At 67.1% G+C, this 23794-nt stretch carries 20 protein-coding genes; 9 read left to right on the forward strand and 11 right to left on the reverse strand.

Features of this window, described 5'->3' with window-relative positions:
* Position 1 precedes the first annotated feature (1 nt).
* The 11 genes from uvrC to QPR87_RS16210 form a co-directional block, all read right to left on the reverse strand.
* A complete protein-coding gene (gene uvrC / locus QPR87_RS16160) occupies positions 2-1873 on the reverse strand; it encodes an excinuclease ABC subunit UvrC (RefSeq protein WP_011748596.1) in 1872 nt (623 codons plus the stop codon).
* Between the two features lie 301 nt (positions 1874-2174).
* Positions 2175-2945 (reverse strand): SDR family oxidoreductase, encoded by a 771-nt coding sequence (locus QPR87_RS16165; protein WP_011748595.1) that lies wholly within the window; start codon positions 2943-2945, stop codon positions 2175-2177.
* Positions 2946-3048: 103 nt separating this feature from the next.
* A complete protein-coding gene (locus QPR87_RS16170; RefSeq protein WP_285050361.1) occupies positions 3049-3852 on the reverse strand; it encodes a S49 family peptidase in 804 nt (267 codons plus the stop codon).
* Between the two features lie 39 nt (positions 3853-3891).
* Positions 3892-4761 carry a ribokinase gene (locus tag QPR87_RS16175; RefSeq protein ID WP_230999368.1) on the reverse strand — a complete coding sequence of 290 codons (870 nt, stop codon included), beginning with the start codon at positions 4759-4761 and terminating at the stop codon, positions 3892-3894.
* 138 nt (positions 4762-4899) lie between these two features.
* Complete coding sequence (locus tag QPR87_RS16180; protein ID WP_285050363.1) at positions 4900-6237, reverse strand: cytochrome c1; 1338 nt, start codon at positions 6235-6237, stop codon at positions 4900-4902.
* Between the two features lie 12 nt (positions 6238-6249).
* Positions 6250-7572, reverse strand: a complete 1323-nt coding sequence (gene petB / locus QPR87_RS16185; RefSeq protein ID WP_011748590.1) for a cytochrome b — start codon at positions 7570-7572, stop codon at positions 6250-6252.
* 10 nt (positions 7573-7582) lie between these two features.
* A complete protein-coding gene (gene petA, locus QPR87_RS16190; protein WP_104491673.1) occupies positions 7583-8170 on the reverse strand; it encodes a ubiquinol-cytochrome c reductase iron-sulfur subunit in 588 nt (195 codons plus the stop codon).
* A 182-nt stretch (positions 8171-8352) separates the two neighbouring features.
* A complete protein-coding gene (radC, locus tag QPR87_RS16195) occupies positions 8353-9144 on the reverse strand; it encodes a RadC family protein (RefSeq protein WP_285050366.1) in 792 nt (263 codons plus the stop codon).
* Positions 9145-9189: 45 nt separating this feature from the next.
* A complete protein-coding gene (dnaJ, locus tag QPR87_RS16200; RefSeq protein WP_011748587.1) occupies positions 9190-10344 on the reverse strand; it encodes a molecular chaperone DnaJ in 1155 nt (384 codons plus the stop codon).
* Between the two features lie 81 nt (positions 10345-10425).
* Positions 10426-12348 carry a molecular chaperone DnaK gene (dnaK, locus tag QPR87_RS16205; RefSeq protein ID WP_285050369.1) on the reverse strand — a complete coding sequence of 641 codons (1923 nt, stop codon included), beginning with the start codon at positions 12346-12348 and terminating at the stop codon, positions 10426-10428.
* Between the two features lie 257 nt (positions 12349-12605).
* Positions 12606-13427 (reverse strand): ABC transporter permease, encoded by an 822-nt coding sequence (locus QPR87_RS16210; RefSeq protein WP_011748585.1) that lies wholly within the window; start codon positions 13425-13427, stop codon positions 12606-12608.
* 141 nt (positions 13428-13568) lie between these two features.
* Between QPR87_RS16210 and cysQ the strand changes: the two genes are divergently transcribed.
* From cysQ to QPR87_RS16255, 9 genes are all read left to right on the forward strand, one after another.
* The gene (gene cysQ / locus QPR87_RS16215; protein WP_285050370.1) at positions 13569-14366 is read left to right on the forward strand and encodes a 3'(2'),5'-bisphosphate nucleotidase CysQ; all 798 of its coding nucleotides are present in this window, start codon (positions 13569-13571) and stop codon (positions 14364-14366) included.
* Positions 14367-14370: 4 nt separating this feature from the next.
* Positions 14371-15171 (forward strand): 3-deoxy-manno-octulosonate cytidylyltransferase, encoded by an 801-nt coding sequence (locus QPR87_RS16220; RefSeq protein ID WP_011748583.1) that lies wholly within the window; start codon positions 14371-14373, stop codon positions 15169-15171.
* 14 nt (positions 15172-15185) lie between these two features.
* Positions 15186-16379: a glycosyltransferase family 2 protein gene (locus QPR87_RS16225; protein ID WP_285050371.1), complete on the forward strand. Its 1194-nt coding sequence runs from the start codon at positions 15186-15188 to the stop codon at positions 16377-16379.
* 146 nt (positions 16380-16525) lie between these two features.
* Entirely contained in the window at positions 16526-17416 is an 891-nt protein-coding gene (locus tag QPR87_RS16230; RefSeq protein ID WP_011748581.1) for a UTP--glucose-1-phosphate uridylyltransferase, read from the forward strand.
* A 5-nt stretch (positions 17417-17421) separates the two neighbouring features.
* On the forward strand, positions 17422-18420 hold the full coding sequence (galE, locus tag QPR87_RS16235; protein WP_230999365.1) for a UDP-glucose 4-epimerase GalE: 999 nt from the start codon (positions 17422-17424) through the stop codon (positions 18418-18420).
* A complete protein-coding gene (locus QPR87_RS16240) occupies positions 18410-19648 on the forward strand; it encodes a glycosyltransferase family 4 protein (protein ID WP_285050373.1) in 1239 nt (412 codons plus the stop codon). The genes galE and QPR87_RS16240 overlap by 11 nt, the downstream gene beginning before the upstream one ends.
* An 87-nt stretch (positions 19649-19735) precedes the next feature.
* Entirely contained in the window at positions 19736-20701 is a 966-nt protein-coding gene (locus QPR87_RS16245) for a glycosyltransferase family 2 protein (RefSeq protein ID WP_502921617.1), read from the forward strand.
* On the forward strand, positions 20698-22398 hold the full coding sequence (locus QPR87_RS16250; RefSeq protein ID WP_285050376.1) for a DUF5927 domain-containing protein: 1701 nt from the start codon (positions 20698-20700) through the stop codon (positions 22396-22398). Before QPR87_RS16245 ends, QPR87_RS16250 begins: the two co-directional genes overlap by 4 nt.
* Positions 22399-22433: 35 nt before the next feature.
* Positions 22434-23789 carry a hypothetical protein gene (locus QPR87_RS16255; protein WP_285050377.1) on the forward strand — a complete coding sequence of 452 codons (1356 nt, stop codon included), beginning with the start codon at positions 22434-22436 and terminating at the stop codon, positions 23787-23789.
* Positions 23790-23794 lie beyond the last annotated feature (5 nt).

Below are 23794 nucleotides of genomic sequence, written 5' to 3' on the forward strand. Positions count from 1 at the left end.
GTCAGCCCTTGTGGAAATGATCGACGATCTTCTGCGCCATGGCTTCGCTGATGCCCTCGACCGCGACCAGATCGGCAAGGCCGGCGCGACTGACCGCCTTGGCGCTGCCGAAATGCGCCAGAAGCGCCCGCTTGCGGGCGGCGCCGATACCGGCGATCTCGTCCAGCGGGTTGGCCATCACCGCCTTGGCCCGCTTGGCGCGATGGGTGCCGATGGCCCAGCGATGCGCCTCGTCCCGCAGGCGCTGGATGAAATACAGCACCGGATCGTTCATCCGCAGGGCGAAGGGGCGCTGGCCGTGACGGTGGAACTCTTCCTTGCCGTGGTCGCGATCCTCGCCCTTGGCGACGCCGATCATCGGAATGTCCTCGACCCCCATCTCGGCCATGATCTCATGCACGGCCGAGACCTGCCCCGCGCCGCCGTCGATCAGCAAGAGGTCGGGCCAGGCGTCGGTCTGGCGGTCGGGATCCTCTTTCAGCAGGCGCGAAAAGCGGCGGGTCAGCACCTCTTTCATCATGCCGAAATCGTCGCCCGGCGTGATCTCGGTGCCCTTGATGTTGAACTTGCGATACTGGCTCTTGATCCAGCCCTCGGGGCCGGCGACGACCATGCCGCCCACGGCATTGGTGCCCTGGATATGGCTGTTGTCATAGACCTCGATGCGCTGCGGAACGGCAGGCAGGTCCAGGGCCTCGGCCAGTCCCTCCAGCAACCGCTGCTGCGCGGCGCTTTCCGACATGCGCCGCGCCAGGCTTTCGCGGGCGTTGCGCAGGGCGTTTTCCACCAGTTCGGCCTTTTCGCCGCGCCGGGGCACGCCCAGCGTGACCTTGCGCCCGGCCTTTTCCGACAGCGCCTCGGTCATCAGGTCGGGGTCCTCGATGCCGTGCGACAGCAGGATCAGCCGCGGCGGCACCTTGCCGTCGTAGAACTGCGCCAGGAAAGCCTGCATCACCTCGTCGGCCGACTCGACCCCGTTCAGCCGGGGATAGAAATCGCGGTTGCCCCAGCTTTGGTTGCCGCGGATGAAAAAGACCTGCACGCAGGCCTGCCCGCCCTCCATGTGCAGCGCGATCACGTCGGCCTCGGGTACGCCGCGCGGGTTGATCGCCTGCACCGATTGCACGGCGGTCAGCGCCTTGATGCGGTCGCGCAAGGCGGCGGCGCGCTCGTATTCCATCGCCTCGGCCGCCTCGGCCATCTCGCGGGCCAGCTGGGCCTGGATTGCGGTGGACTTGCCTTGCAGGAACAGCTCGGCATCGGCGACCAGGGCGTTGTATTCCTCCAGCCCGATGCGGCCGACGCAGGGCGCGCTGCACCGCTTGATCTGGTAAAGCAGGCAGGGCCGCGTCCGGCTGGAAAAGGTCGCGTCGGTGCAAGAGCGCAGCAGGAACACCCGCTGCAACTGGTTCAGCGTCCGGTTGACCGCCCCGGCGCTGGCGAAGGGGCCGTAATAGTCGCCCTTTTCCGCCTTGGCGCCGCGATGCTTCTTGATCTGCGCGAAGGGGTGCGACTTCGCCACCAGGATGTTCGGAAAGCTCTTGTCGTCGCGCAGCAGCACGTTGTAGCGCGGCTTGAGCTGCTTGATGAGGTTCTGCTCCAAGAGCAGCGCCTCGGTCTCGGTGCGCGTGGTCAGGAACATCATCGAGCAGGTCTCGCGGATCATCCGCGCGATCCGCGCCGAATGCCCGCTGCCGCGCGCATAGTTCGAGACCCGCGCCCGCAGGTTCCGCGCCTTGCCGACGTAAAGCACCGCCCCCTGCTGGTCCAGCATCCGATAGACCCCCGGCGAGCCGTCGAGCGTCTTCAGATAGTCCTGGATCAGCGCGTGGCCCGTCTTGGCGGGGCGCGTTTCTGGGGTGGAATCGGTCATATGGCTAACCAAATGATTCTCGGGCTCGGCTGCAAGCTGGTGCTGGGAAGTTCAAGCTGAATCCTGTCCACGGAATCTGTGGATAACTCTGTGAATCAGCTTGGGAGTATCACGCGTTCAATTAGCGTTTGTTGGGGTTTCCTCGATTTGCACAAATTCTAGGCACTAGAATAAGGCATTGATTAAAGGAGATATTTTTTCTCTCCTTCACAATCCTCTGAATTTCTTACCAGAATCGTGAAGATTGCGTGAACGCGTTCCGCAAGGTGGACAACTTGCCGCAGACCGGCGGATTTTTGCTCTATTCGACTCCCAGGACATCGGGGGTTCGCCAGGCCAGATGCTGGCCGCCGTCCACGCAGATCAGCTGTCCGGTGACCGAAGGCGCGTCCATCAGATAGCCTAGCGCGGCGCAGACATCCTCGGGTCCGGCGCCGCGTTGCAGGATGGTCGCGGCGCGCTGGTTGGCGAAATGGCTGTCGGACTGGCGGATGCCCTGCATGGTCGGGCCGGGGCCTATGGCATTGACGCGGATATCCGGCGCCAGCGCCTGGGCCGAGGTTCGCGTCAGCCACCACAGCCCGGCCTTGGCCAGCGAATAGGTCATGAACTCCGGTGTCGGCTTCAGCACGCGCTGGTCGATCATGTTGACGACCAGCCCGCGCGCCACCGGCTCGGTGCCGCTGCGGTCAGCCTTGGGAACCTGGCGCGCGAATGCCTGCGTCAGGATGAAGGGCGCGCGCAGGTTCGAGCCCATGTGGCGGTCCCAGCTTTCGTGCGTCGCCGTGGCGATATTGTCGTATTCGAAGATCGAGGCGTTGTTGACCAGAAGCGTCAGCGGTCCCAGCGTGGCATGGGCACGGTCCACCAGCGCCTCGCTCTGGTCGAGATCCAGAAGGTCGGCCTCGAAGATCTGGGCGCGCACGCCCATGGCGCGGGCCTCGGCGGCGGTGGCCTCGGCATCGGCGGCCGAGCTTTGGTAATGGATCGCCACGTCCAGCCCGCGCCGGGCCAGATACAGCGTGATGGCACGGCCCAGACGGCGGGCGCCCCCGGTCACCAGCGCGGTCATTTCCGCCCGATCCCCAGCAGCCTCGCGATCACGCGGCGCACCCCCGGGCCGGCGGCCAGGGCCAGCGCGACGATGATGAGCAGGCACAGGATGACGGTCTTGATCATCCGCGCCCCGCCCCGAAACGCGCGAAGGCGCTGCGTTCCTCGATGCCGTCGATGAAATCATCGGCGGAGAGGCCGAAGCGGCGCAGCAGCGGCACACGCTGGCCATAGGTCAGGAAGCGCACCTCCTTGCCGTAAAGCTCGCGCATCTTCGGGACCAGATGGGCGATCCCGTCGGCAAGTCCCAGTTCGACCGCCTCGCGGCCGGTCCAGATCTCGCCGGTGAACAGGTCGCGATCCTCGGGCAGGCGGTTGCCGCGCCGCGCGCGCACCTGGTCCTTGAACGCCTCGTGGATCGGACCCAGCAGGCGGTCCAACCGCTCGATGTCCTCGGGGGTCTGGGGCCGGAACGGATCCAGCATCGATTTCGAGCGACCGGCGGTATGCACGCGGCGCTCGATGCCGTGGCGCTGGATCAGCTCGACGAAGCCGAAGCCCGAGGAGATCACCCCGATCGAGCCCAGCACCGAGCTGTCGTCGGCCCAGATGTAATCCGCCGCCGTGGCCAGCCAGTACCCGCCCGAGGCCGCCACGTCCTCGACGAAGGCATGGACCGGGATCCCGCGCTCTTCGGCCAGGCGGCGGATGCGGGCACCGATCAGGCTGGACTGGACCGGCGAGCCGCCGGGCGAGTTCAGAGCCAAGGCCACGGCGGCGGGCTTGCGCCGCTTGAAGGCGCGTTCCAGCAGAGGCGCCAGCGCGGCATCGGACAGGCCGGGGCCGCCGCGGCCGGCAACCCCGATGGCACCTTGCAGGCGCAGGACGGCGACGGTGGCCGGGCGGTTCAGGAACGGAATTCTCATGGGCTCCAGATAGGCAGATGCGGGGCTGCGGGCAAGCTCTCAGCCGCGGGCTTTCAGAAAAGCGAGGACCTCGGTGCGGTCGGGCATGGCATCGCCGGCGCCCCTGCGGGTGACCTGCAGCGCCGCTGCGGCGGCTGCATGGCGCAGGGCGGTCGGCGGGTTCTCGCCCCGTGCCAGCCCTGCGGCGAACCAGCCGGTAAAGCAATCCCCGGCGCCGGTCGTATCCACCGCCTCTACCGCAAAGGCCGGCTGGTGCCAGGCCTGTCCGCCGCGCAGGTCGCGGAATTCGGCCCCCTCGGCGCCGCGGGTGACCAGCAGGCCCTCGACGGGCAGATCCTCGCCGAAGGCGGCGAAGGTGTCGCGGGCCTCGATCTCGTTCACCGACAGGATCGAAACATGCGGCAAAACCTCGCGCAGCGCCGCGATGCTGAAGGGGGCGGCGGAATAGATCACCCGCGCGCCCGCCCGACGGGCCAGCGCGGCGGTTTCGGCCTGCAGGTTAGTTTCGTTCTGCATCAGCAGGATGTCGTCCGGGCCAAAGCCGATGCCGCTGGCCAGGGTCGCCGGCAGGGCGAGATTGGCGCCGCCATGCAGCACGATCGAGTTCTCGCCCGCGGTATCGACCAGGATGATCGCATGGCCGGTGGCGATGTCCGGCAGGCGGGCGATGGCCGAGGTCTGGACACCCGCCTCGGCAAGCCGCCCAAGCACCCAGCCGTCGCTCGCGGCCATGGCGCCCAGATGGACGACATCGGCCCCGGCTCGGGCGGCGGCGACCGACTGGTTGGCACCCTTGCCGCCCAGCCCCTGGGCATAGGATTGCGCGTGCAGCGTCTCGCCCGGGCGGGGCAGGGCGGGCAGGCGATAGACGTGATCGATGTTGATCGAGCCGAGATTGTAGATCGTCATGTCCAGCCCCTTGCCAACGTCGCACCGGGCCATCTGAACGGCGCGCGGGCGGCTTGTCCATATCGGGCAGGGCGAAAGCGCGACCCGGCAAAGAAAAACGCGCCCCGGAGGGCGCGTTTCAGGATCAGGACCGGACGATCATTCCGGCTTGCGCGGATGCTTGATCGGCTGCCACAGCTTCTTGTTGGTCAGGTAGAGCAGCGCTGCAAGCACGATCAGGAAGATCACCGAGACGAAGCCGACCTGCTTGCGATCCATCATCTTGGGCTCGGCGGTCCACATCAGGAAGGCGGCCACGTCGGTCGCCATCTGGTCGACGGTCGCCGGGGTGCCATCCTCATAGGTGACCTGGTCGTCGCTGAGGGGCGCCGCCATCTGGATCCAGTTCCCGGCGAAGGCGGCGTTGTGGTAAAGCACCGCGCCTGCTTCTTCCTTTTCCTCGCCGTCATAGCCGGTCAGGACGGCATGGATGTATTCCGGGCCGCCGATGCCGTTGAACAGCTGCGAAAGGCCGGTGCCGTAAGGGCCGTGGAACCCGGCGCGCGCCTTGGCCATCAGCGACAGGTCCGGTCCCATCCCCTCACCGCTGACGGTGGGGAAGTGGTCGGTCGGAACGCGCGGGCGATCCTCTTCGGTTTCCGGGTCGGTGATGTCGAAGTTCGCGGCATAGGCGCGGACCTGATCCTCGGGCAGCTGCGGGCCGCCCTCGTCGGCAAGGGTGCGCAGCGGCACATAGCGCAGGCCGTGGCAGGCCGAGCAGACCTCGGTATAGACCTGCAAGCCGCGCTGCAGCTGATGCTGGTCGAACTTGCCGAAGGGCCCCTCGAAGCTGAACGAGATGTCCTCGATATGCGCGGCGGCATGGCTGTCGCCTGCCTCTTGAGCGGCCGCGTCGCCATGATCGGCAGCGGCTTCGTCTTCGACGACTTCCTCGGCGGGAGCTTCCTCGGCGGCGGCCTCCTCTGCGGGGGCTTCCTCCTCGGTCGCTTCCGGCTCTTCGGCGGCCGGTTCCTCGGCAGCTGCTTCGGGCTCGGCCGGGGCTTCCTCGGCAGGAGCGTCTGCGGCCGGCTCTTCCGCGGGTTCTTCCGCTGCCGGTTCCTCGGCAGCCGGCTCCTCGGCCGGGGCCTCTTCCGTGGTCGCTTGCGCTTCCTCGGCAGCGGGCTCGGCTTCGGCGTCCGGTTCCTCGGTTGCCGCCGGCTCGTCCGCTGCCGGCTCTTCGGCCGGCGTTTCCGTGGCGGCCGGTTCTTCCGTTGCCTCGGCTTCCCCGGCCTCGGCCTCTTCCGCTGCCGGCTCGTCCGCGGCTTCCGCCGCCGGTGCCGTGTCGGCAGCCGCGGGAGCGGCCTCGTTCGTATGATAGCTCGAGCCCGCAGGAGCCGTCGTGCCGGGCGCGGTGCTTGCGTCCTGTGCCACGGCGCCGCCTGCCAGGGCAACGGTCAGGGCCGCAACAGCCGTGAGCGATGCGTTTCTCAGGGTCATTGTTGCCTCTCCTTACTCGGCAGGATGGGTTTCAGGCCCGTAATGGGCATTGAAGTCTTCCTCGATGGTCTGCGGCATCGCATCGGGTTTTTCGATGATGCCCAGCAGCGGCAGGATGATGAGGAAATAGGCGAACCAATAGGCCGAGCCGGCCAGCGCGATATAGGGATAGATCCCCTCGGCCGGCATGGCGCCCACCCACATCAGGACCACGAAGTCCACCGCCAGCAGCCAGAACCACCACTTGAACAGCGGGCGATACTGGCCCGAGCGTACGCGCGAGGTGTCAAGCCACGGCACCAGGGCCATGACCAGGATGGCGCCGAACATCGCGATCACGCCGAAGAACTTGGCGTCGATGATGCCGAAGGACAGCCAGTTGACCAGCATCACCACCCAGACATCGGCGGTGAAGGCGCGCAGGATGGCGTAGAAGGGCAGGAAATACCATTCCGGCACGATATGCGCGGGCGTCACCAGCGGGTTCGCCTCGATATAGTTGTCGGGATGGCCCAGATAGTTCGGCATGAAGCCGACGATGGCGAAGAACACGACCAGCACAACGGCCAGCGCGAACAGATCCTTGATCACGAAATAGGGCCAGAAGGGCAGGGTGTCCTTCTTCGCCTCTTCCTTCGAGCCGCGACGGACCTCGACGCCGGTCGGGTTGTTGTTGCCGGTGGTGTGGAAGGCCCAGATATGGACCACTACCAGCGCCGCGATGACGAAGGGCAGCAGGTAATGCAGCGAGAAGAAGCGGTTGAGCGTGGGGTTGTCCACCGCCGGGCCGCCCAGCAGCCAGGTCTGGATCGCTTCGCCGACGCCCGGGATCGCGCCGAAGAGGCCGGTGATCACCGTGGCGCCCCAGAAGGACATCTGGCCCCAGGGCAGCACATAGCCCATGAAGGCGGTGCCCATCATCATCAGATAGATCAGCATGCCGACGATCCAGGTCACCTCGCGCGGGGCCTTGTAGGAGCCGTAATAGAGGCCGCGGAAGATGTGGATATAGACGGCGAGGAAGAACAGCGAGGCGCCGTTCGCATGCAGGTAGCGCAGCATGTAGCCGCCGTTCACGTCGCGCATGATATGCTCGACCGAGGCGAAGGCCAGGTCGACATGCGGCGTATAATGCATCACCAGCACGATGCCGGTCGCGATTTGCAGCACCAGGCAGAAGGCCAGCACGATGCCCCAGATCCACCACCAGTTGAGGTTCTTGGGGGTGGGGATCATCAGGGTGTCGTAGACCAGGCTGACGATGGGCAGGCGGCGATGCAGCCAGCGCTCGAAGCCCGTCTTGGGCTCGTAATGGTCGTGGGGAATTCCGGCCATGTGCGCCTCCTCAGCCCAGCTTGATGGTGGTGTCGTCGAGGAATTCGGCGACGGGGATATGCAGGTTCTGCGGCGCCGGCCCCCTGCGGATGCGGCCCGAGGTGTCGTAATGCGACCCGTGGCACGGGCAGAACCAGCCGCCGAAATCGCCGGCGCCGTCGCCGATCGGCACGCAGCCCAGATGGGTGCAGACGCCGATCATCACCAGCCACTCGCCTGCCTCGTCCATCGTGCGGTTTTCGTCGGTGGCGGGTGCGTCGGGCTTGTTGGGGTTCTGGGCGCTCCGGTCGATCAACTGGCCCAGATCGACCTCACGGCCGGCCTGGATCTCGTCCTCGGTGCGGCGACGGATGAACACGGGCTTGCCGAGCCATTTCACCGTCAGCTGGGTGCCGGTCTCGACGCCGCTGACATCGACCTGGATCGAGGCAAGCGCCTGGACATCGGCCGAGGGGTTCATCTGGTTGACAAGGGTCCAGGCGGCGGCCCCGGCCGCGACGGTGCCGGCACCGGCCGTCGCGTAGTAGAGGAAGTCCCTCCGGGTGGCGCCGTGATCGCCTGCGTGTTCGTCTGCGTGGGACACGGGTTTGATCTCCATTTATGCCCCGGAATTCGGGGCGATACGACGGAACGGGCCGTGTTTTGCACAAGCCCTCGCCGCGCGGTTCTAGCGATCAAATCCCCGTCAGTCCAGCGGCCCCGGTGTCCGGCGGCGCCGCAAATCGCCGCAGGTGTGGGATTTTGGTTGCGCGGGAACAGGCGCCTTTCCGCGTGTTTGCGCTAAAGCAGTCCTTCGCTGCGAAAGCTGAGTTCGCGCGACCTGCCGATGATCAGGTGGTCGTGGACCGCGATTCCCATCACCTCGGCCGCCGCGACGATGCGGTTCGTCATGCCGATGTCGGCCTGCGAGGGGGTCGGGTCGCCCGAAGGGTGGTTGTGCACCAGAATCAGCGCGCTGGCGGACAGTTCCAGCGCCCGGCGCATGATCTCGCGCGGATAGACCGGGACGTGATCGACGGTGCCGCGCGCCTGTTCCTCATCCGCGATCAGCACGTTCTTGCGGTCGAGATAGAGCACCCGGAACTGTTCGATCTCGCCATGCGCCATGGCGGTGTGGCAATAGTCCAGCAGCGCGTCCCAACTGGTCAGCACCGGGCGATGCATGACGCGCGACCGGGCGAGCCGTTGTGCCGCCGCCTCGACGATCTTCAGCTCTTGCAGGACGGCGGGGCCGACGCCCGAAACCTCGGCCAGCCGGGCGGGCGGGGCGGAAAGCACGCGGTTGAAATCCCCGAAACGATCGAGCAGCCGGCGTGCCAGGGGCTTCACGTCCTGGCGCGGGATGGCGCGGAACAGCACCAGCTCCAGGAGTTCGTAATCGGGCATGGCCGCCGCGCCGCCCTGCATGAAGCGTTCCCGCAGCCGGGCACGGTGATCGGCGATATAGCTGGGCGGGCGTGTGCCGCACGCAACGGAGGCGGCCCCGGCGAGCGGAGCTTCATCCCCCGCAGAGCCTGGCGCGGGGGCGAAAAGCGGCAATGGTGCTTCGTGAAAGGCGCGATTCGGTTCCATGCCGCCAGACTGGCATGGAGGGGTGAACAGGCGGTTAACGCCCGATCAGCCCTTCATTTCGTCCCAGAACCCCTTGATCTTCTGGAAAAAGCCCTGGGTCTGCGGGTTGTTGTCGGCATTGATGGCCTCGAACTCGCGCAAAAGCTCTTTCTGGCGCGCGGTCAGGTTCACCGGCGTCTCGACCGCCAGCTCGATCAGCATGTCGCCGGCTTCGCCGTTCAGCCCCGGCCCGTGGCGCAGGGGCGGCATGCCCTTGCCGCGCAGCCGCAACTGCTTGCCCGATTGCGTGCCCGGCGGCACCTTGACGCGCGAGCGGCCGCCGTCGATGGTCGGCACCTCGATCTCGCCGCCGAGCGCGGCGGTGGTCATGCTGACCGGAACCTGGCAGGCCAGCATCCGGCCGTCGCGCATGAAGATCGGATGTTCCCTGACCTCGATGAAGATGTAGAGGTCGCCCGCCGGACCGCCGCGCATCCCGGCATCGCCCTCGCCCGCCAAGCGGATGCGGGTGCCGGTCTCGACCCCGGCGGGAATGTTCACCGACAGCGTGCGCTCTTTCTGGACGCGTCCGGCGCCACGGCATTCCTGGCAGGGATTCTTGACGATCTGGCCATGGCCGCTGCAGGTCGGGCAGGTGCGCTCGACGGTGAAGAAGCCCTGCGTCGCCCGGACCTTGCCCATGCCCGAACAGGTGGGGCAGGTGGCGGGCTCGACCGCGCCCTCGGCGCCGGTGCCGTTGCAGGCGGCGCAGGCGACCGAACCGGGAACGTTGATGGTCTTTTGCGCGCCGTTATAGGCTTCTTCCAGCGAGACGCGCAGATTGTAGCGCAGATCCTGGCCGCGGCTGGCACGAGAACGCCCGCCGCCACCGGCGCGGCGGCCCATCATGTCGCCGAACAGGTCCTCGAACACGTCGGCGAAGGCCGAGCCGAAATCGCCATGGCCGTTGCCCCGGCCGAAACCGCCGCCGCCGTTCTCGAAGGCGGCATGGCCGAAGCGGTCATAGGCGGCCTTCTTCTGGTCGTCCTTCAGGCACTCGTAAGCCTCGTTCACTTCCTTGAACGCGGCTTCGGACACCTTGCAATCCTTGTTGCGGTCGGGGTGCAACTGCTTTGCCTTGGCGCGGTAGGCCTTCTTGATCTCGTCGGCCGAGGCGCCCCGTGCAACGCCCAGCACCTCGTAATAGTCACGTTTCGCCATGTCGTTCGAGTCCGGGGTCTTTCAAGAAATGGCCGGCCCGTGCGGGTCTGCATCGGGCCGGCCGGATGGTTCGCATCGCGCTTACTTGCGCTTGTCTTCGCCGAGATCCTCGAAATCGGCATCGACGATCTCGTCATCCACGTCGCGCGGTCCGGCCTCGCCCTCGCCCTCGGCCTCGCCGGTGCCGGCTTCGGCCTGGCTGGCCTTGTAGATGGCCTCGCCCAGCTTCATCGAGGCGTCCATCAGGTTCTGGATGCCGCCCTTGATCTTGCCGGCATCCTCGGACTTGAGGGCCTCTTCCAGCGCGCCGACGGCCAGTTCGATCGCCTCGACGGTCGAGCCGTCCACCTTGTCGCCATGCTCTTCCAGCGACTTCTTGGTGGTGTGGATCAGGCTTTCGGCCTGGTTCTTGGCCTCGACCAGCTCCTTGCGCTGCTTGTCGGCCTCGGCATTGGCTTCGGCGTCCTTGACCATGCGGTCGATCTCGTCATCCGAAAGGCCGCCCGAGGCCTGGATGGTGATCTTCTGCTCCTTGCCAGTGCCCTTGTCCTTGGCGCTGACGCTGACGATGCCGTTCGCGTCGATGTCGAAGGTCACCTCGATCTGCGGCATGCCGCGCGGTGCCGGCGGGATGTTTTCCAGGTTGAACTGGCCCAACAGCTTGTTGTCGGCCGCCATCTCGCGCTCACCCTGGAAGACCCGGATGGTCACGGCGTTCTGGTTGTCCTCGGCGGTCGAGAAGATCTGCGACTTCTTGGTCGGGATGGTGGTGTTGCGGTCGATCAGCCGGGTGAACACGCCGCCCAGCGTCTCGATGCCCAGCGACAGCGGCGTCACGTCCAGCAACACCACGTCCTTGACGTCGCCTTGCAGCACGCCGGCCTGGATGGCGGCGCCAAGCGCCACGACCTCGTCGGGATTCACGCCCTTGTGCGGTTCCTTGCCGAAGAAGGCGGTCACTTCCTCGACCACTTTCGGCATGCGGGTCATGCCGCCGACCAGCACGATCTCGTCGATGTCGCCCTTGGACATGCCGGCATCCTTCAGCGCGTCCTGCACCGGCTTCATCGTGCGCTTGATCAGGTCGCCGACCAGGCTTTCCAGCTTGGCACGGGTCAGCTTCATGACCATGTGCAGCGGCGTGCCCGAATCCTTGTCCATCGAGATGAACGGCTGGTTGATCTCGGTCTGGCTGGAGCTCGACAGCTCGATCTTGGCCTTCTCGGCGGCTTCCTTGAGGCGCTGGAGCGCCATCTTGTCCTTGGTCAGGTCGACGCCGTGTTCCTTTTTGAACTCGTCGGCCAGGTAGTTGACGATGCGCATGTCGAAGTCCTCACCGCCCAGGAACGTGTCCCCGTTGGTGGATTTGACTTCGAAAAGCCCGTCGTCGATTTCCAGGATGGTGATGTCGAAGGTGCCGCCGCCGAGGTCATAGACCGCGATGGTCTTGCTGTCCTTCTTGTCGAGGCCATAGGCCAGCGCGGCCGCGGTCGGCTCGTTGATGATGCGCAGGACTTCCAGCCCGGCGATCTTGCCGGCATCCTTGGTGGCCTGGCGCTGGGCGTCGTTGAAATAGGCGGGAACCGTGATCACCGCCTGGGTGACCGGCTCGCCCAGGTAGGATTCTGCGGTTTCCTTCATCTTCTGCAGGATGAAGGCGGAAATCTGGCTGGGCGAATACTTGTCGCCGCGCACCTCGACCCAGGCGTCGCCATTGCCGCCGTCGACGATGGCATAGGGGACGAGCTTCTTGTCCTTCTCGACTTCCGCGTCGGTGGTGCGGCGGCCGATCAGGCGCTTGACGGCAAAGACCGTGTTCGACGGGTTGGTGACCGCCTGGCGCTTCGCGGGCTGGCCGACCAGACGTTCGCTGTCGGTGAAGGCGACGATCGAGGGCGTGGTGCGCGCACCTTCCGAGTTCTCGATGACCTTGGGCTGGCTGCCGTCCATGATGGCGACGCAGCTGTTGGTGGTTCCGAGGTCGATGCCGATGACTTTGGACATGCAATAACCTTTCTTGCGGCGATATTCTGGGCCTTGGGTCCTTAAACGGCCCCCGAAGCCCGATCCCTGGATTGAGCGAGGGGAACCCTGTTCAGGGGCCCTTCGCACTTCATGGGCCTATATAGGAAGGGGTCTGGCGGGCTGCAAGCTGGCCGGACGGCAGAAAACATGCCGTCGGCGCCTGCGGTCGGGGCGCCGGCGCGCGGCCGGGCAAGGCCCGGCGCGAAGGCACGGCAGATGCGGGGCGGGGCGCGGCATCAGCGGCCGGCCGACCAGCTGATCGAGACCGTCCGGCGGGTCACGAATTCCGCCATCAGCCCGATCATCAGCAGCGTCAGCGTGGCATAGAGCGGATAGTCCAGCGACGAGTTGCGCGGCGAGTAGTTGATGAAGGCAAAGCCGCGCGTCTGGTCGATGACATGGAACAGCGGGTTCCACGAGAACATGTGCAGCAACGCGCTGGGCATCAGGTTCGCCACGAACATCTTGCCCGAAAACACCATGTTGATGCGCTGGTAGAACTGCGTCAGCACCTGGATGCCCTGCGGCCACCAGGGCCGGAGCGACAGGAAGATCAGCCCGATGCAGCACCCCGCGAACCAGGAAAGCAGCAGCATGGCATAGCAGCCCAGCGGGTTGTCGATCTGGATCGGCTGGATCAGGTAGTGATAGCCGGTCAGCACCACGATGCTGGAGAAGGTCTGCTTGTAGAGCGAGGCGAGCGCCGCGGCCGTGATCATCACCGCGGTGTTCATCGGCCCGTGCTTCATCATCTGGTTGTTGGGACTGCCCGCCGAGGCCACCGCGCCGATGGCCTGGGAATGGGCCATGAACATGAAGATGCCGGACATGATATAGACGATGTAGTCGCCCCGGATCGGCGCATGCCGGACCCCCATCATGGCGAAGATCAGGTAGAAGCCCGTGATCATGACGATGGCCTGCGTGACCGTCATGATCAGCCCGACCACGGCATTGCGCTGGCCCTTGCGCAGGTTGTTGACCGTGACATGATAGATCAGCGACAGCGTGGTGAACGCGGCTTCGAGCAGGTTGCGGCTGCGGCGCTGGGTGAACATCGGCGGTTCGGTTCCACCTGGGGTTTCTGTTGCGGCTCAGCGGGGCGCTTGCCCTGCGCGGTTCGCGGCATCATAAGGAAGCCGACAGCGGTATTCAATCGCCGCCGCATCCCCGAGGCTGCGGATCGGAAAGGAAAAACGATGCAATTCGATCGAATGATTGCCGAAATGCGACGTCTCGCCCTGCGCGCCGGCGACGAGATCATGAAGATCTACGGCGCCGAGGATTTCGACGTGCGCGCGAAGGCCGACGCCTCGCCCGTGACCGAGGTCGACGAGGCCGCCGATGCGCTGATTTCGACCGGGCTGCGCGCTGCATTCCCCGACATCCCGCTGGTGACCGAGGAACAGGCCGAGACCCACGGCCAAAGCCTGTCGACCTTTCTGATCGTCGATCCGCTGGACGGCACCAAGGAATTCGTGCAGCGCCGCGGCGACTTCACCGTCAACATCGCCTATGTCGAGAACGGCGTGCCGCGGCTGGGCGTGGTCTATGCCCCGGCCAAGGGGCGGCTGTTCTACACCACCGCGCAGGGCGGCTCGGTCGAGGAAAAGGGCCCCTTCGGCGAAGAGCCGGGCGAGGTCACGCCCATCGGCGTCAATTCGATGCCCGACAACCGGGCGTTGATGGTCGTCGCCTCGAAATCGCATCGCGACGCGGCGACCGACGCCTATATCGCCCGCTACGGCGTGCGCGACATGACCTCGGCGGGCAGCTCGCTGAAATTCTGCCTGGTGGCGACGGGCGAGGCCGATCTCTACCCGCGGCTGGGCCGCACCATGGAATGGGACACCGCCGCCGGCGACGCCGTGCTGCGCGGCGCGGGGGGCGAGGTGGTGCGTTTCGACGACCATGCCGCCCTGGCCTATGGCAAGCCGGGATTCGAGAACCCGTTCTTCATCGCCTTCGCCCCGGGCGTGCTGCTGGTCAAGGATTGATCCGATGTCCGTCGTTATCGTCATTCCCGCGCGCCACGCCTCGACGCGCTATCCCGGCAAGCCGCTGGTCGAGCTGCGCGGTGCGACCGGCACCGGACAGACCCTGATCCGCCGCAGCTGGGAGGCGGCGCGGGCGGTCCAGGGCATCGACCGGGTGATCGTCGCCACCGACGACGAGCGCATCCGCGACCATGCCGCCGGCTTCGGGGCCGAGGTCGCCATGACCTCGACCGCGGCCCGAAACGGCACCGAACGCTGCGCCGAGGCGGTGGCCAGCCTGGGGCTTTCGCCCGAGATCGTGGTGAACCTGCAAGGGGACGCACCGCTGACTCCGACCTGGTTCGTCGAGGAGCTGGTCGCCGGGCTGCGTGCCGATCCGGGCGCCGATGTGGCGACGCCGGTGCTGCGCTGCTCGGGGGCCATGCGCTCGGAACTGATCTCCGATCGGGTGGCCGGCCGGGTCGGCGGCACCACCGCCGTCTTCGGGCACGACCGCCGGGCGCTGTATTTCTCCAAGGAGGTCATCCCCTATGCCGGCGCCGATTTCGGCCCCAGCGAGCCGACGCCGGTGTTTCACCATGTCGGCGTCTATGCCTATCGCCCCGCGGCGCTGGCCGAATATCCGGCCTGGGGCGAGGGCCGGCTGGAGGTGCTGGAGGGGCTGGAGCAATTGCGTTTCCTGGAGCGCGGCCGCCGCATCCTTTGCGTCGAGGTCGAGGCGAAGGGCCGCGAGTTCTGGGAGCTGAACAACCCCTCGGACGTGCCCAAGCTGGAGGCGATGATGAGTCGCATGGGCATCGCCTGATGCCCCCGAGCGGGATGCCTTCGACCAGCATCGTCGTCATCTCGCGCCATCGGCCGCAGGCTCTGGCCCGTTGCCTGACCGCGCTGGCCGCCCAGACCCATCCCGATTTCGAGATCGTGCTGGTGGCCGATCCCGCCTCGGCCGGCATCCGCCCGGACCTGCCGCTGAAGCGGCTGGCCTTCGACCGCGCCAATGTCTCGGCGGCGCGCAACGAGGGGCTGGCGCTGGCGGCGGGCGAGGTGGTGCTGTTCATCGACGACGATGCGCTTGCCGCGCCGGGCTGGGCTGCGGCGCTGGCCGCGCCCCTGGCCGATCCGCGCGTCCTTGCCGCAGCCGGCTTCACCCGCGGCCCGGACGGGCTGCGCTGGCAGGTCCGGGCCGAGCGGATCACGCGCTCGGGCCGGACCTTGCCGCTGAATATTGCCGAAACCACGCTGCTGGCCCCCGAAAAGGGCAGTCCGGTCAGCACCATCGGCACGAATTGCGGCTTTTGTCGCGAGGCGCTGCTGGCCATCGGCGGCTTCGATCCGGCGTTTGCCTATTACCTGGACGAAAGCGACGTGAACCTGCGCATGGCGGCGCGCTTTCCGCAGGGGCTGACGGCAGTGGTGCCGGAGGCCGAGGTGATCCATGGCGCGGCCCCCGGCGCCGGTCGGGGCGAGGCGGGCGTGCCCGGCGATCTGACCGTCATCGGCCGGTCGGCCGCGATCTTTGCCGCACGGCACGGCGGCGATGCGGGCTGGCTGCGCGCCAGCCAGCGCCGGAGGCTCTTGCGCCATATGGTGGCCGGTCGGCTCGATCCCTTTGCCATCGCCCCGATCCTTGCGACGCTGGAGCGGGGCCTGGCCGAGGGGCGGGGACCGGCGCCCGCGCCGCCGCTCTGGAGCCGGTCTCCTCCTCCGCCGTTCCGGCCCATGCCGCGCGCGGCGGCGACCGGGGAGCCGCTGTTTCTGGGCGGCTGGCACTGGCAGGCGCCCGCCTTGCGCGCCGGCGCGGCGCGGGCCGTGGCCGAGGGGCGGCCGGCGGCGCTGCTGCTGCTGACCCCCAGTTTCCTGCCGCACCGGCTGACCCTGACGGCCGGCGGCTGGTGGGAGCAATGCGGCGGGCTCTGGGGCGCCTCGCAACCCGGCGATTCGCCTGTGGTATTCCTGGGCAGGAATGCGCGCATTCTGCGCGAACGGGGAAATTTGCCTGGACGGCGGAGATGAACCAGCGGATTATTGCCATTAAGTCTAGAATTTGAATCACTTTGGCATTTCGAAGGAACGACTGGGCCGGTCAGGCGCTTGTTGCGCAGGCGCCGGCAAAAAGGGATAATATCCTGCGACGGCGCAGAAATCAGGAGACAGACTTCATGACTCGCAAAGTCACCAAGGCCATCTTTCCCGTGGCTGGACTGGGCACCCGCTTTCTACCCGCCACCAAAAGCATTCCCAAGGAAATCATGACCTTGGTGGATCGCCCGCTGATCCAATACGCCATCGACGAGGCGCGCGCCGCGGGAATCGAGGAATTCATCTTCGTCACCTCGCGCGGCAAGGGGGCGCTGGAGGATTACTTCGACCACGCCCACGAGCTGGAATCGAGCCTGAAGAAATCCGGCAAGACCGAGCTTCTGGAGATCCTGCGCTCGACCAACATGGATTCGGGCGCCATCGCCTATGTCCGCCAGCACAAGGCGCTTGGCCTCGGCCATGCCGTCTGGTGCGCCCGTCGCCTGGTGGGGGACGAGCCCTTTGCCGTCATCCTGACCGACGACGTCATCATGGGCGAGCCGCCCTGCCTTCAGCAGATGGTCGAGGCCTATAACGAAACCGGCGGCAGCATGGTCGCCACCATGGAAGTGCCGCTCGACAAGACCAGGGCCTACGGCGTGCTGGACGTGGCCGAGGACATGGGCGCCATCGTCCGTGCCCGCGGCATGGTCGAGAAGCCCAAGGAGAACCCGCCCTCGAACCTGGCGGTGATCGGCCGCTATATCCTGGCCCCCTCGGTGCTGAACAACCTCAACAAGCTCAAGCAGGGCTCGGGCGGCGAGATCCAGCTGACCGACGCCATCGCCGACGAGATCGCCGAGGGTCGCGACGTGTTCGGGCTGCGCTTCCGCGGCCAGCGGTTCGACTGCGGCTCCAAGGCGGGCTTCCTGCAGGCGACCGTGGCCTTCGGGCTGGCGCGCGATGATCTCAAGGACGAGTTCGCGGACTATCTTTCCGACCTCCAGGCGATGCGCAAGGCGGCGGAATAAGCGGCATGACCGACAAGGTTCTGGTGACGGGTGGCGCGGGCTATATCGGCTCGCATGCCTGCAAGGCATTGCGCGCGGCGGGTTTCGAGCCCGTCACCTATGACAATCTGTGCACCGGCTGGCGGCAGGCGGTGCGGTTCGGCCCCTTCGAGCAGGGCGACCTGCTGGACCGCGCCCGGCTGGACGAGGTCTTTGCCAGGCACAAGCCCGTCGCCGTGATGCATTTCGCCGCGCTGAGCCAGGTGGGCGAGGCGATGCGCGAGCCGGGCAAGTATTGGCGGGGCAATGTCGGCGCCTCGCTGAACCTGATCGAGGCCACGCTGGCGGCGGGGGTCGGGAACTTCGTCTTCAGCTCGACCTGTGCCACCTATGGCGACCATGACGGGGTGGTGCTGGATGAGGCGACCGCGCAGACGCCGCTGAACGCCTATGGCGCCTCCAAGCGCGCGATCGAGGACATGCTGAAGGATTTCGGCGCCTCCGACGGGCTGCGCTCGGTGATCTTTCGCTATTTCAACGTGGCCGGTGCCGACCCCGAGGCCGAGGTGGGCGAGTTCCACCAGCCCGAGACGCACCTGATCCCGCTGATCCTCGATGCCATCGACGGCAAGCGCCCGGCGCTGACCATCCACGGCACGGATTACCCGACGCCGGACGGCACCTGCATCCGCGACTATGTGCATGTGATGGACCTGGTCGATGCGCATGTGCTGGGGCTGCGATACCTGCTGGACGGCAAGGTGGCCGAGGGCGGACACGAGGTGTTTTGCCTTGGCACCGGCAACGGTTTTTCGGTGCGCGAGGTGATCGACCATTCCCGCCACGTCACCAACCGCCCGGTGCCGCTGACCGAGGGGCCGCGCCGCGGTGGCGATGCGGTCAAGCTGGTCTCGGGCAGCGAGAAGGCGATCTCGGTCCTGGGCTGGAACCCGGCGCGCTCGACCCTGCCGCAGATGATCGGCGACGCCTGGCGCTGGCACCAGAACGGCGGATATGAGGCCTGATCCGGCGGTCCTGCTGGATGTCTCGCGGCTGATCTCGCGGCTCGGCGGTGGTCCGGCGACGGGCATCGACCGGGTCGAGGCGGAATGGCTGGCCCATTTGCAGGACCGGCCGCATCTGCTGCTCTGTCGGGTGCGGCGCGGCCAGTTGCTGCTGCCGCCCCGGGCCGGGGCGGCGATCCTGCGCTGGCTGGGCGGTGCGCTGGACGACCTGCCGCCGCCCGATCTGCTGGACCGGCTGCGCGGGCGGCACACCCTGCCCGCGCGGGCCGAGGCCGCGCTGCGCCGCATGGCGCTGGCACGGACCGGCCGCGAAGGGCGGGGGCTTGGCCGCGCCGCGCAGGCGCATCTGGGGCAGGCCGCCTATCTGAATGTCGGCCACGCCAATCTGCAACCGGGCCTGTTGCGGAACCTGCGTCCCCTGCCGCGGGCGGTACTGATCCATGACACGATCCCGCTGGACCATCCCGAATTTACCCGCGCCGGGCAGGCGGAGAAGTTCCGCGCCCGCCTTGCCGCCGCGCTGGAACAGGCCGAGCTGATCCTGACCGTCTCGCAGGCCACCCGCGCCGATGTGCTGCGCTGGCGCGAGCGGCTGGGGCTGCCGGACGGGGCGCCGGTCGTGGCCGCACCCATCGGCACCCGTCTGGCCGCGCCCGACGCCGCCGGGCTGCCCCCCGGCCTGGACCTGTCGCGCCCGTTCTTCGTCACCCTCGGCACCATCGAGCCGCGCAAGAACCATGCCCTGCTGCTGGAGGCTTGGCAGATGCTGGAGCGCCGGCCCGATCCGCCGCAACTGTTCATCATCGGTCGCCGCGGCTGGGAGAACCGCGAGGTCTTTGCCCGGCTCGACCGCCTGCCGTCCGGCGGGCCGGTGCGCGAGCTGTCCGATCTGGACGACGGCGCGGTGGCCGCGCTGATCGGTCGCAGCCACGCGCTGCTGATGCCCAGCCGGGCCGAGGGCTTCGGCCTGCCGCTGACCGAGGCGGCGGGCCGCGGCATCCCGGTCCTTGCCACGCCCCTGCCGGCCGCGCGCGAGATGCTGGGCGATTACGCGACCTGGCTTTCCCCCGATGCGCCGGCCGACTGGGCGGCCGCGGTGGCGCGGCTGGCCGATGCGCCGGCCTTGCGGCTGCCGGCGCTGGCGGTGCCGGATTGGGAAACGCATTTCGCGGCGTTCTACGCAGGGTTGAGCCAGACATTGCACCACCCGCCCGTTACGGCTATGTGACGCCTTGTAAAAGGTAAAGATGTTCCCGTGCCGCGCCCGTTCAGGTCTCTCCGGCGAAAGCTGACGCTTCGTGCCCGCCGTCAATGGCTGTTGGCGCGCGCATTGCGGCGTGGCCGCCAGCTGCGCCCGGTCCGGGACCGCACCGGGCGGATCAACCCGGGCGATATCCTGCTGTTCGCGACCATGCGCAACGAGGCCCTGCGCCTGCCCTGGTTCCTGGACTATTACCGGGCGATGGGCATCCGGCATTTCCTGGTGGTCGACAACGGCTCGGACGACGGCGGGCGCGACTATCTGAGCGGGCAAGAGGACGTTTCGGTCTGGCTGGCCCATACCAGCTACAAGGCTGCGCGCTTTGGCATGGACTGGCTGAACTGGCTCTTGCACCGCCATGGTGCGGGGCATTGGTGCCTGACGGTCGATCCCGACGAATTCCTGGTCTATCCGCATCACGACACGCGGCCCTTGCAGGCGCTGACCGACTGGCTGGACGCCAGCAACATCCGCTCGTTCTCGGCCATGCTCCTGGGCATGTATCCCAGGGGCTCGCTGGTCGCGCAGCCCTATCGCGCCGGGCAGGACCCCTTCCAGATCGCGCGCTGGTTCGACCCAGCCAATTACGTCATCCGCAAGAACGGCGAATACGGCAACCTGTGGGTCCAGGGCGGGCCTCGGGCCCGGGCCTTTTTCGCCGACGACCCCGAAAGCGCGCCGGCGCTGAACAAGATCCCGCTGGTTCGCTGGCGGCGGGGGATGGCCTATGTCAGTTCGACCCATATGCTGCTGCCGCGTTCGTTGAACCTGGTCTATGACCAGGACGGCGGCGAAAAGGCGTCGGGCTGCCTGCTGCATGCCAAGTTCCTGTCCACCTTTGCCGAGAAATCCGCCGAGGAACTGACCCGGCGCCAGCATTACGCCGACAGCCAGGAATATCTGGCCTATCATGCCGGGCTGCGGGACGACCCGGATTTCTGGTGCGAGCAATCCTGCGCATTGCGCGATTGGCGCCAGCTCGAGGATCTGGGCCTGATCTCCAAGGGGAACTGGGCATGAGCGACGCGCCGGTCAGGCTGGGCGTGGTCATGCTGTGCCACGAGGAACTGCCCATCGCCGCCGGCATGGCGCGCGTCTGGGCCGAGGGCGGGGCCGCGGTTTCGGTCCATGTCGATGCCAAGGTGTCGGCGGATGCCGTCCGGGCCATGCGTGCCGGGCTGGCCGACCTGCCGCAGGTGCTGTTCAGCCCGCGCCATCCCTGCGAATGGGGCACCTTCAGCCTGGTGCGCGCCACGCAGGACGCGGCCGCGCTGCTGCTGGACCACTTCGGCGATGTGACGCATGTGCTGGTCGTCTCGGGTGCCTGCCTGCCCTTGCGGCCGGTGCGGGATCTTTGCGCCTATCTGGCTCGGCATCCGGGCTGCGATTTCATCGAAAGCGTCACGGCCGGGGATGTGGGCTGGACCGTCGGCGGGCTGAACGAAGAGCGTTTTACCCTGCGTTTTCCGTTCTCGTTCCGGCGCCGGCGCAAGCTGTTCGACCGCTATGTCGCCTTGCAGCGCCGGCTGAAGCTCAGCCGCCGCATTCCGCAAGGGCTGGTGCCGCATCTGGGCTCGCAATGGTGGTGCCTGACGCGGTCCACGCTTGCCGCCATCCTGGCCGATCCGCGCCGGGCCGAGTTCGAACGCTATTTCAGCCGGGTCTGGATCCCGGACGAAAGCTATTTCCAGACCCTCGCCCGGCGCCATTCGCCGAATATCGAAAGCCGGTCGCTGACGCTGGCCAAGTTCGATGACCAGGGCAAGCCCTATATCTTCTATGACGACCACCTGGAGCTTTTGCAGCAATCGCGCTGCTTCGTCGCCCGCAAGATCTGGCGCGGCGCGGCCCGGCTTTACCGGCATTTCCCGCAAGGCGACCCCACCGCCGCCCCGGCCGCCGAGCCGCGCCCGGGGAGGGTGGACCGCATCGTCGGGCAGGCGGTGGCACGCCGCCGGCTTGGCCGGGCCGGGCTTTACATGCAAAGCCGCTTTCCGCTGAAGGACCGCGAGAACGGCAAGACCGCGGCACCCTATGCCGTGCTCCAGGGCTTTGCCGACCTGCTGCCGGGATTCGAGACCTGGCTGGCCGACCGGATCGATGCCGATGTGCATGGCCATCTTTTCGCGGTGGATGGCGTGGAATTCGCCGGCCGCTCGCCGATCGGGCCGGGGGCGCTGTCGGACAGCGCCGCGTTGCGCGACCTGGACCCGCGCGGCTTTCTGGCCAACCTGATCCGCATCGCCCGGCGCATGCAGGTCTGGCAGTTCAGCCCGCGCGACATGCAGGAGATGAACTGGTTTCTCGCTACCGACCCCAATGCGCGCATCTTCGTCGTCACCGGCGCCTGGGCGGTGCCGCTTCTGCATTCCGACATGCCCTTTGACGACATTCGCAGCGCCGCCGCCATCCTGCAACGCACCGAACTGGCGCAGATGGATGTGCTGAATTCGGTCTGGCTCAAGGCGCAGGTGCAGGTCTGGGATCTGGGCGATTTCTGTGCCCGGCCCTCGGTCGTGCTGGGCAGCATCCTGCAAGGGCTGGGTGGCGACCCCGCGGCCGCGGCCGACTTGCCGCCGATACGCGAGATCGCCGGCATGGACCGGTTCCTGCAAAGGCTGCGCAATGCCGGGCTGCGCCCGCAGCTCATGGGCGATCTGACCGCCCCCCGCTTCGATCCCGATACGCCGACCCTCCAAGGATACCCCGCGCCATGACCTAGCCTTTCCGCAGCTTCGTCATCTTCGCCGAGATGCGCACCGGCTCGAACCTGCTGGAGGCGACGCTGAATGCCATCAAGCGCGTCACCTGCTTCGGCGAGGCCTTCAACCCCTACATGATGGGCTGGCCCGATAAGGACGAGCTCAAGGGCATCACCATGGCCGAGCGCGATGCCGATCCGCACCGGCTGCTGGCCGCCATCTTCGACAAGCCGAACCACCTGCCGGGGTTTCGCTATTTCCACGACCACGATCCGCGCGTCTTCGATGCCATCATGGAGGATCGCGCCTGCGCCAAGATCATCCTGACCCGCAACCCGGTGGACAGCTATGTCTCGACCGCGCTGGCCCGGACCACCAACCAGTGGAAGCTGAACGAGACCGAGACGCCGATCCCCGCCGCCGTGTGCTTCGATGGTGCCGAGTTCCGGCAGACGGTGGGAGAGATCGAGGAATTCCAGCTCAAGGTCATGCACCGTTTGCAGCTGACCGGCCAGGCCGCCTTCTGGCTGGGCTATGAAGACCTGCGCGATGCCGGGGTGATGACCGGCCTGCTGCACTGGCTGGGCCGCACCGACCTGAAATGGGTCGAGCCGGCCAGCGACCAGGTGCCGCAGAACCCGCGCGAGCTGTCCGAGAAGGTCGAGAACTTCGACGAGATGGAGGCCGAACTGGCCCGCCTCGATCCGTTCATGCTGCGCCGTATTCCCAATTTCGAGCCGCGCAGGGGACCGGCCGTGCCCTCGTTCCTGGGATCCGAGGCGGGCAGGGGGCTGATCTTCATGCCGATCAAGGGCGGCCCGACCGGCAGGGTCTCTGGCTGGCTGCGGCGGATGGGCGCGGTCGCGGGGGATTTCAACCAGAACAGCCTTCGGCAATGGAAGCGCCAGCATGTCGGCCACCGCAGCTTTACCGTGCTGCGCCACCCGCTTCTGCGTGCCTGGGCGGCGTTCGAATCGCTGATCGGGGGCAGGAATGCTGAATTGCGCGATCTGATGCGCCAGATCCATCGCGTGCCCCTGCCGCCGGATCAGGAACTGGCCGCGCTGGACCTGGGTCGCAAGGCCGAATTGTTCGCGGCCTTCCTCGATTTCCTGCGCCGCAACCTGAACGGCCAGACCACGCTGCCGACCTATCCGGGCTGGGCCAGCCAATCCGAGGTGCTGGCCGGCTTTGCCCGCATCGGTTCACCCGACATGGTGCTGCGCGAGGCGGACCTGCCGCGCGATCTGTCCTGGCTTGCGGCCAGTGCGGAAATCGGGAAGCCCGCGGCCTTTCCCGGCCCGGATGCCTTCCCGGACTTTCTGGACGATCAGGAACTGTGCGGTGCGGCGAAAAAGGCTTACCTGCGCGACTACGTCGCCTTCGGCTTTGCCGGGCAGCCCTAAGCCAG

The organism is Paracoccus sp. SSJ (assembly GCF_030234105.1).
GTDB classification, from domain to species: Bacteria; Pseudomonadota; Alphaproteobacteria; order Rhodobacterales; family Rhodobacteraceae; genus Paracoccus; species Paracoccus denitrificans.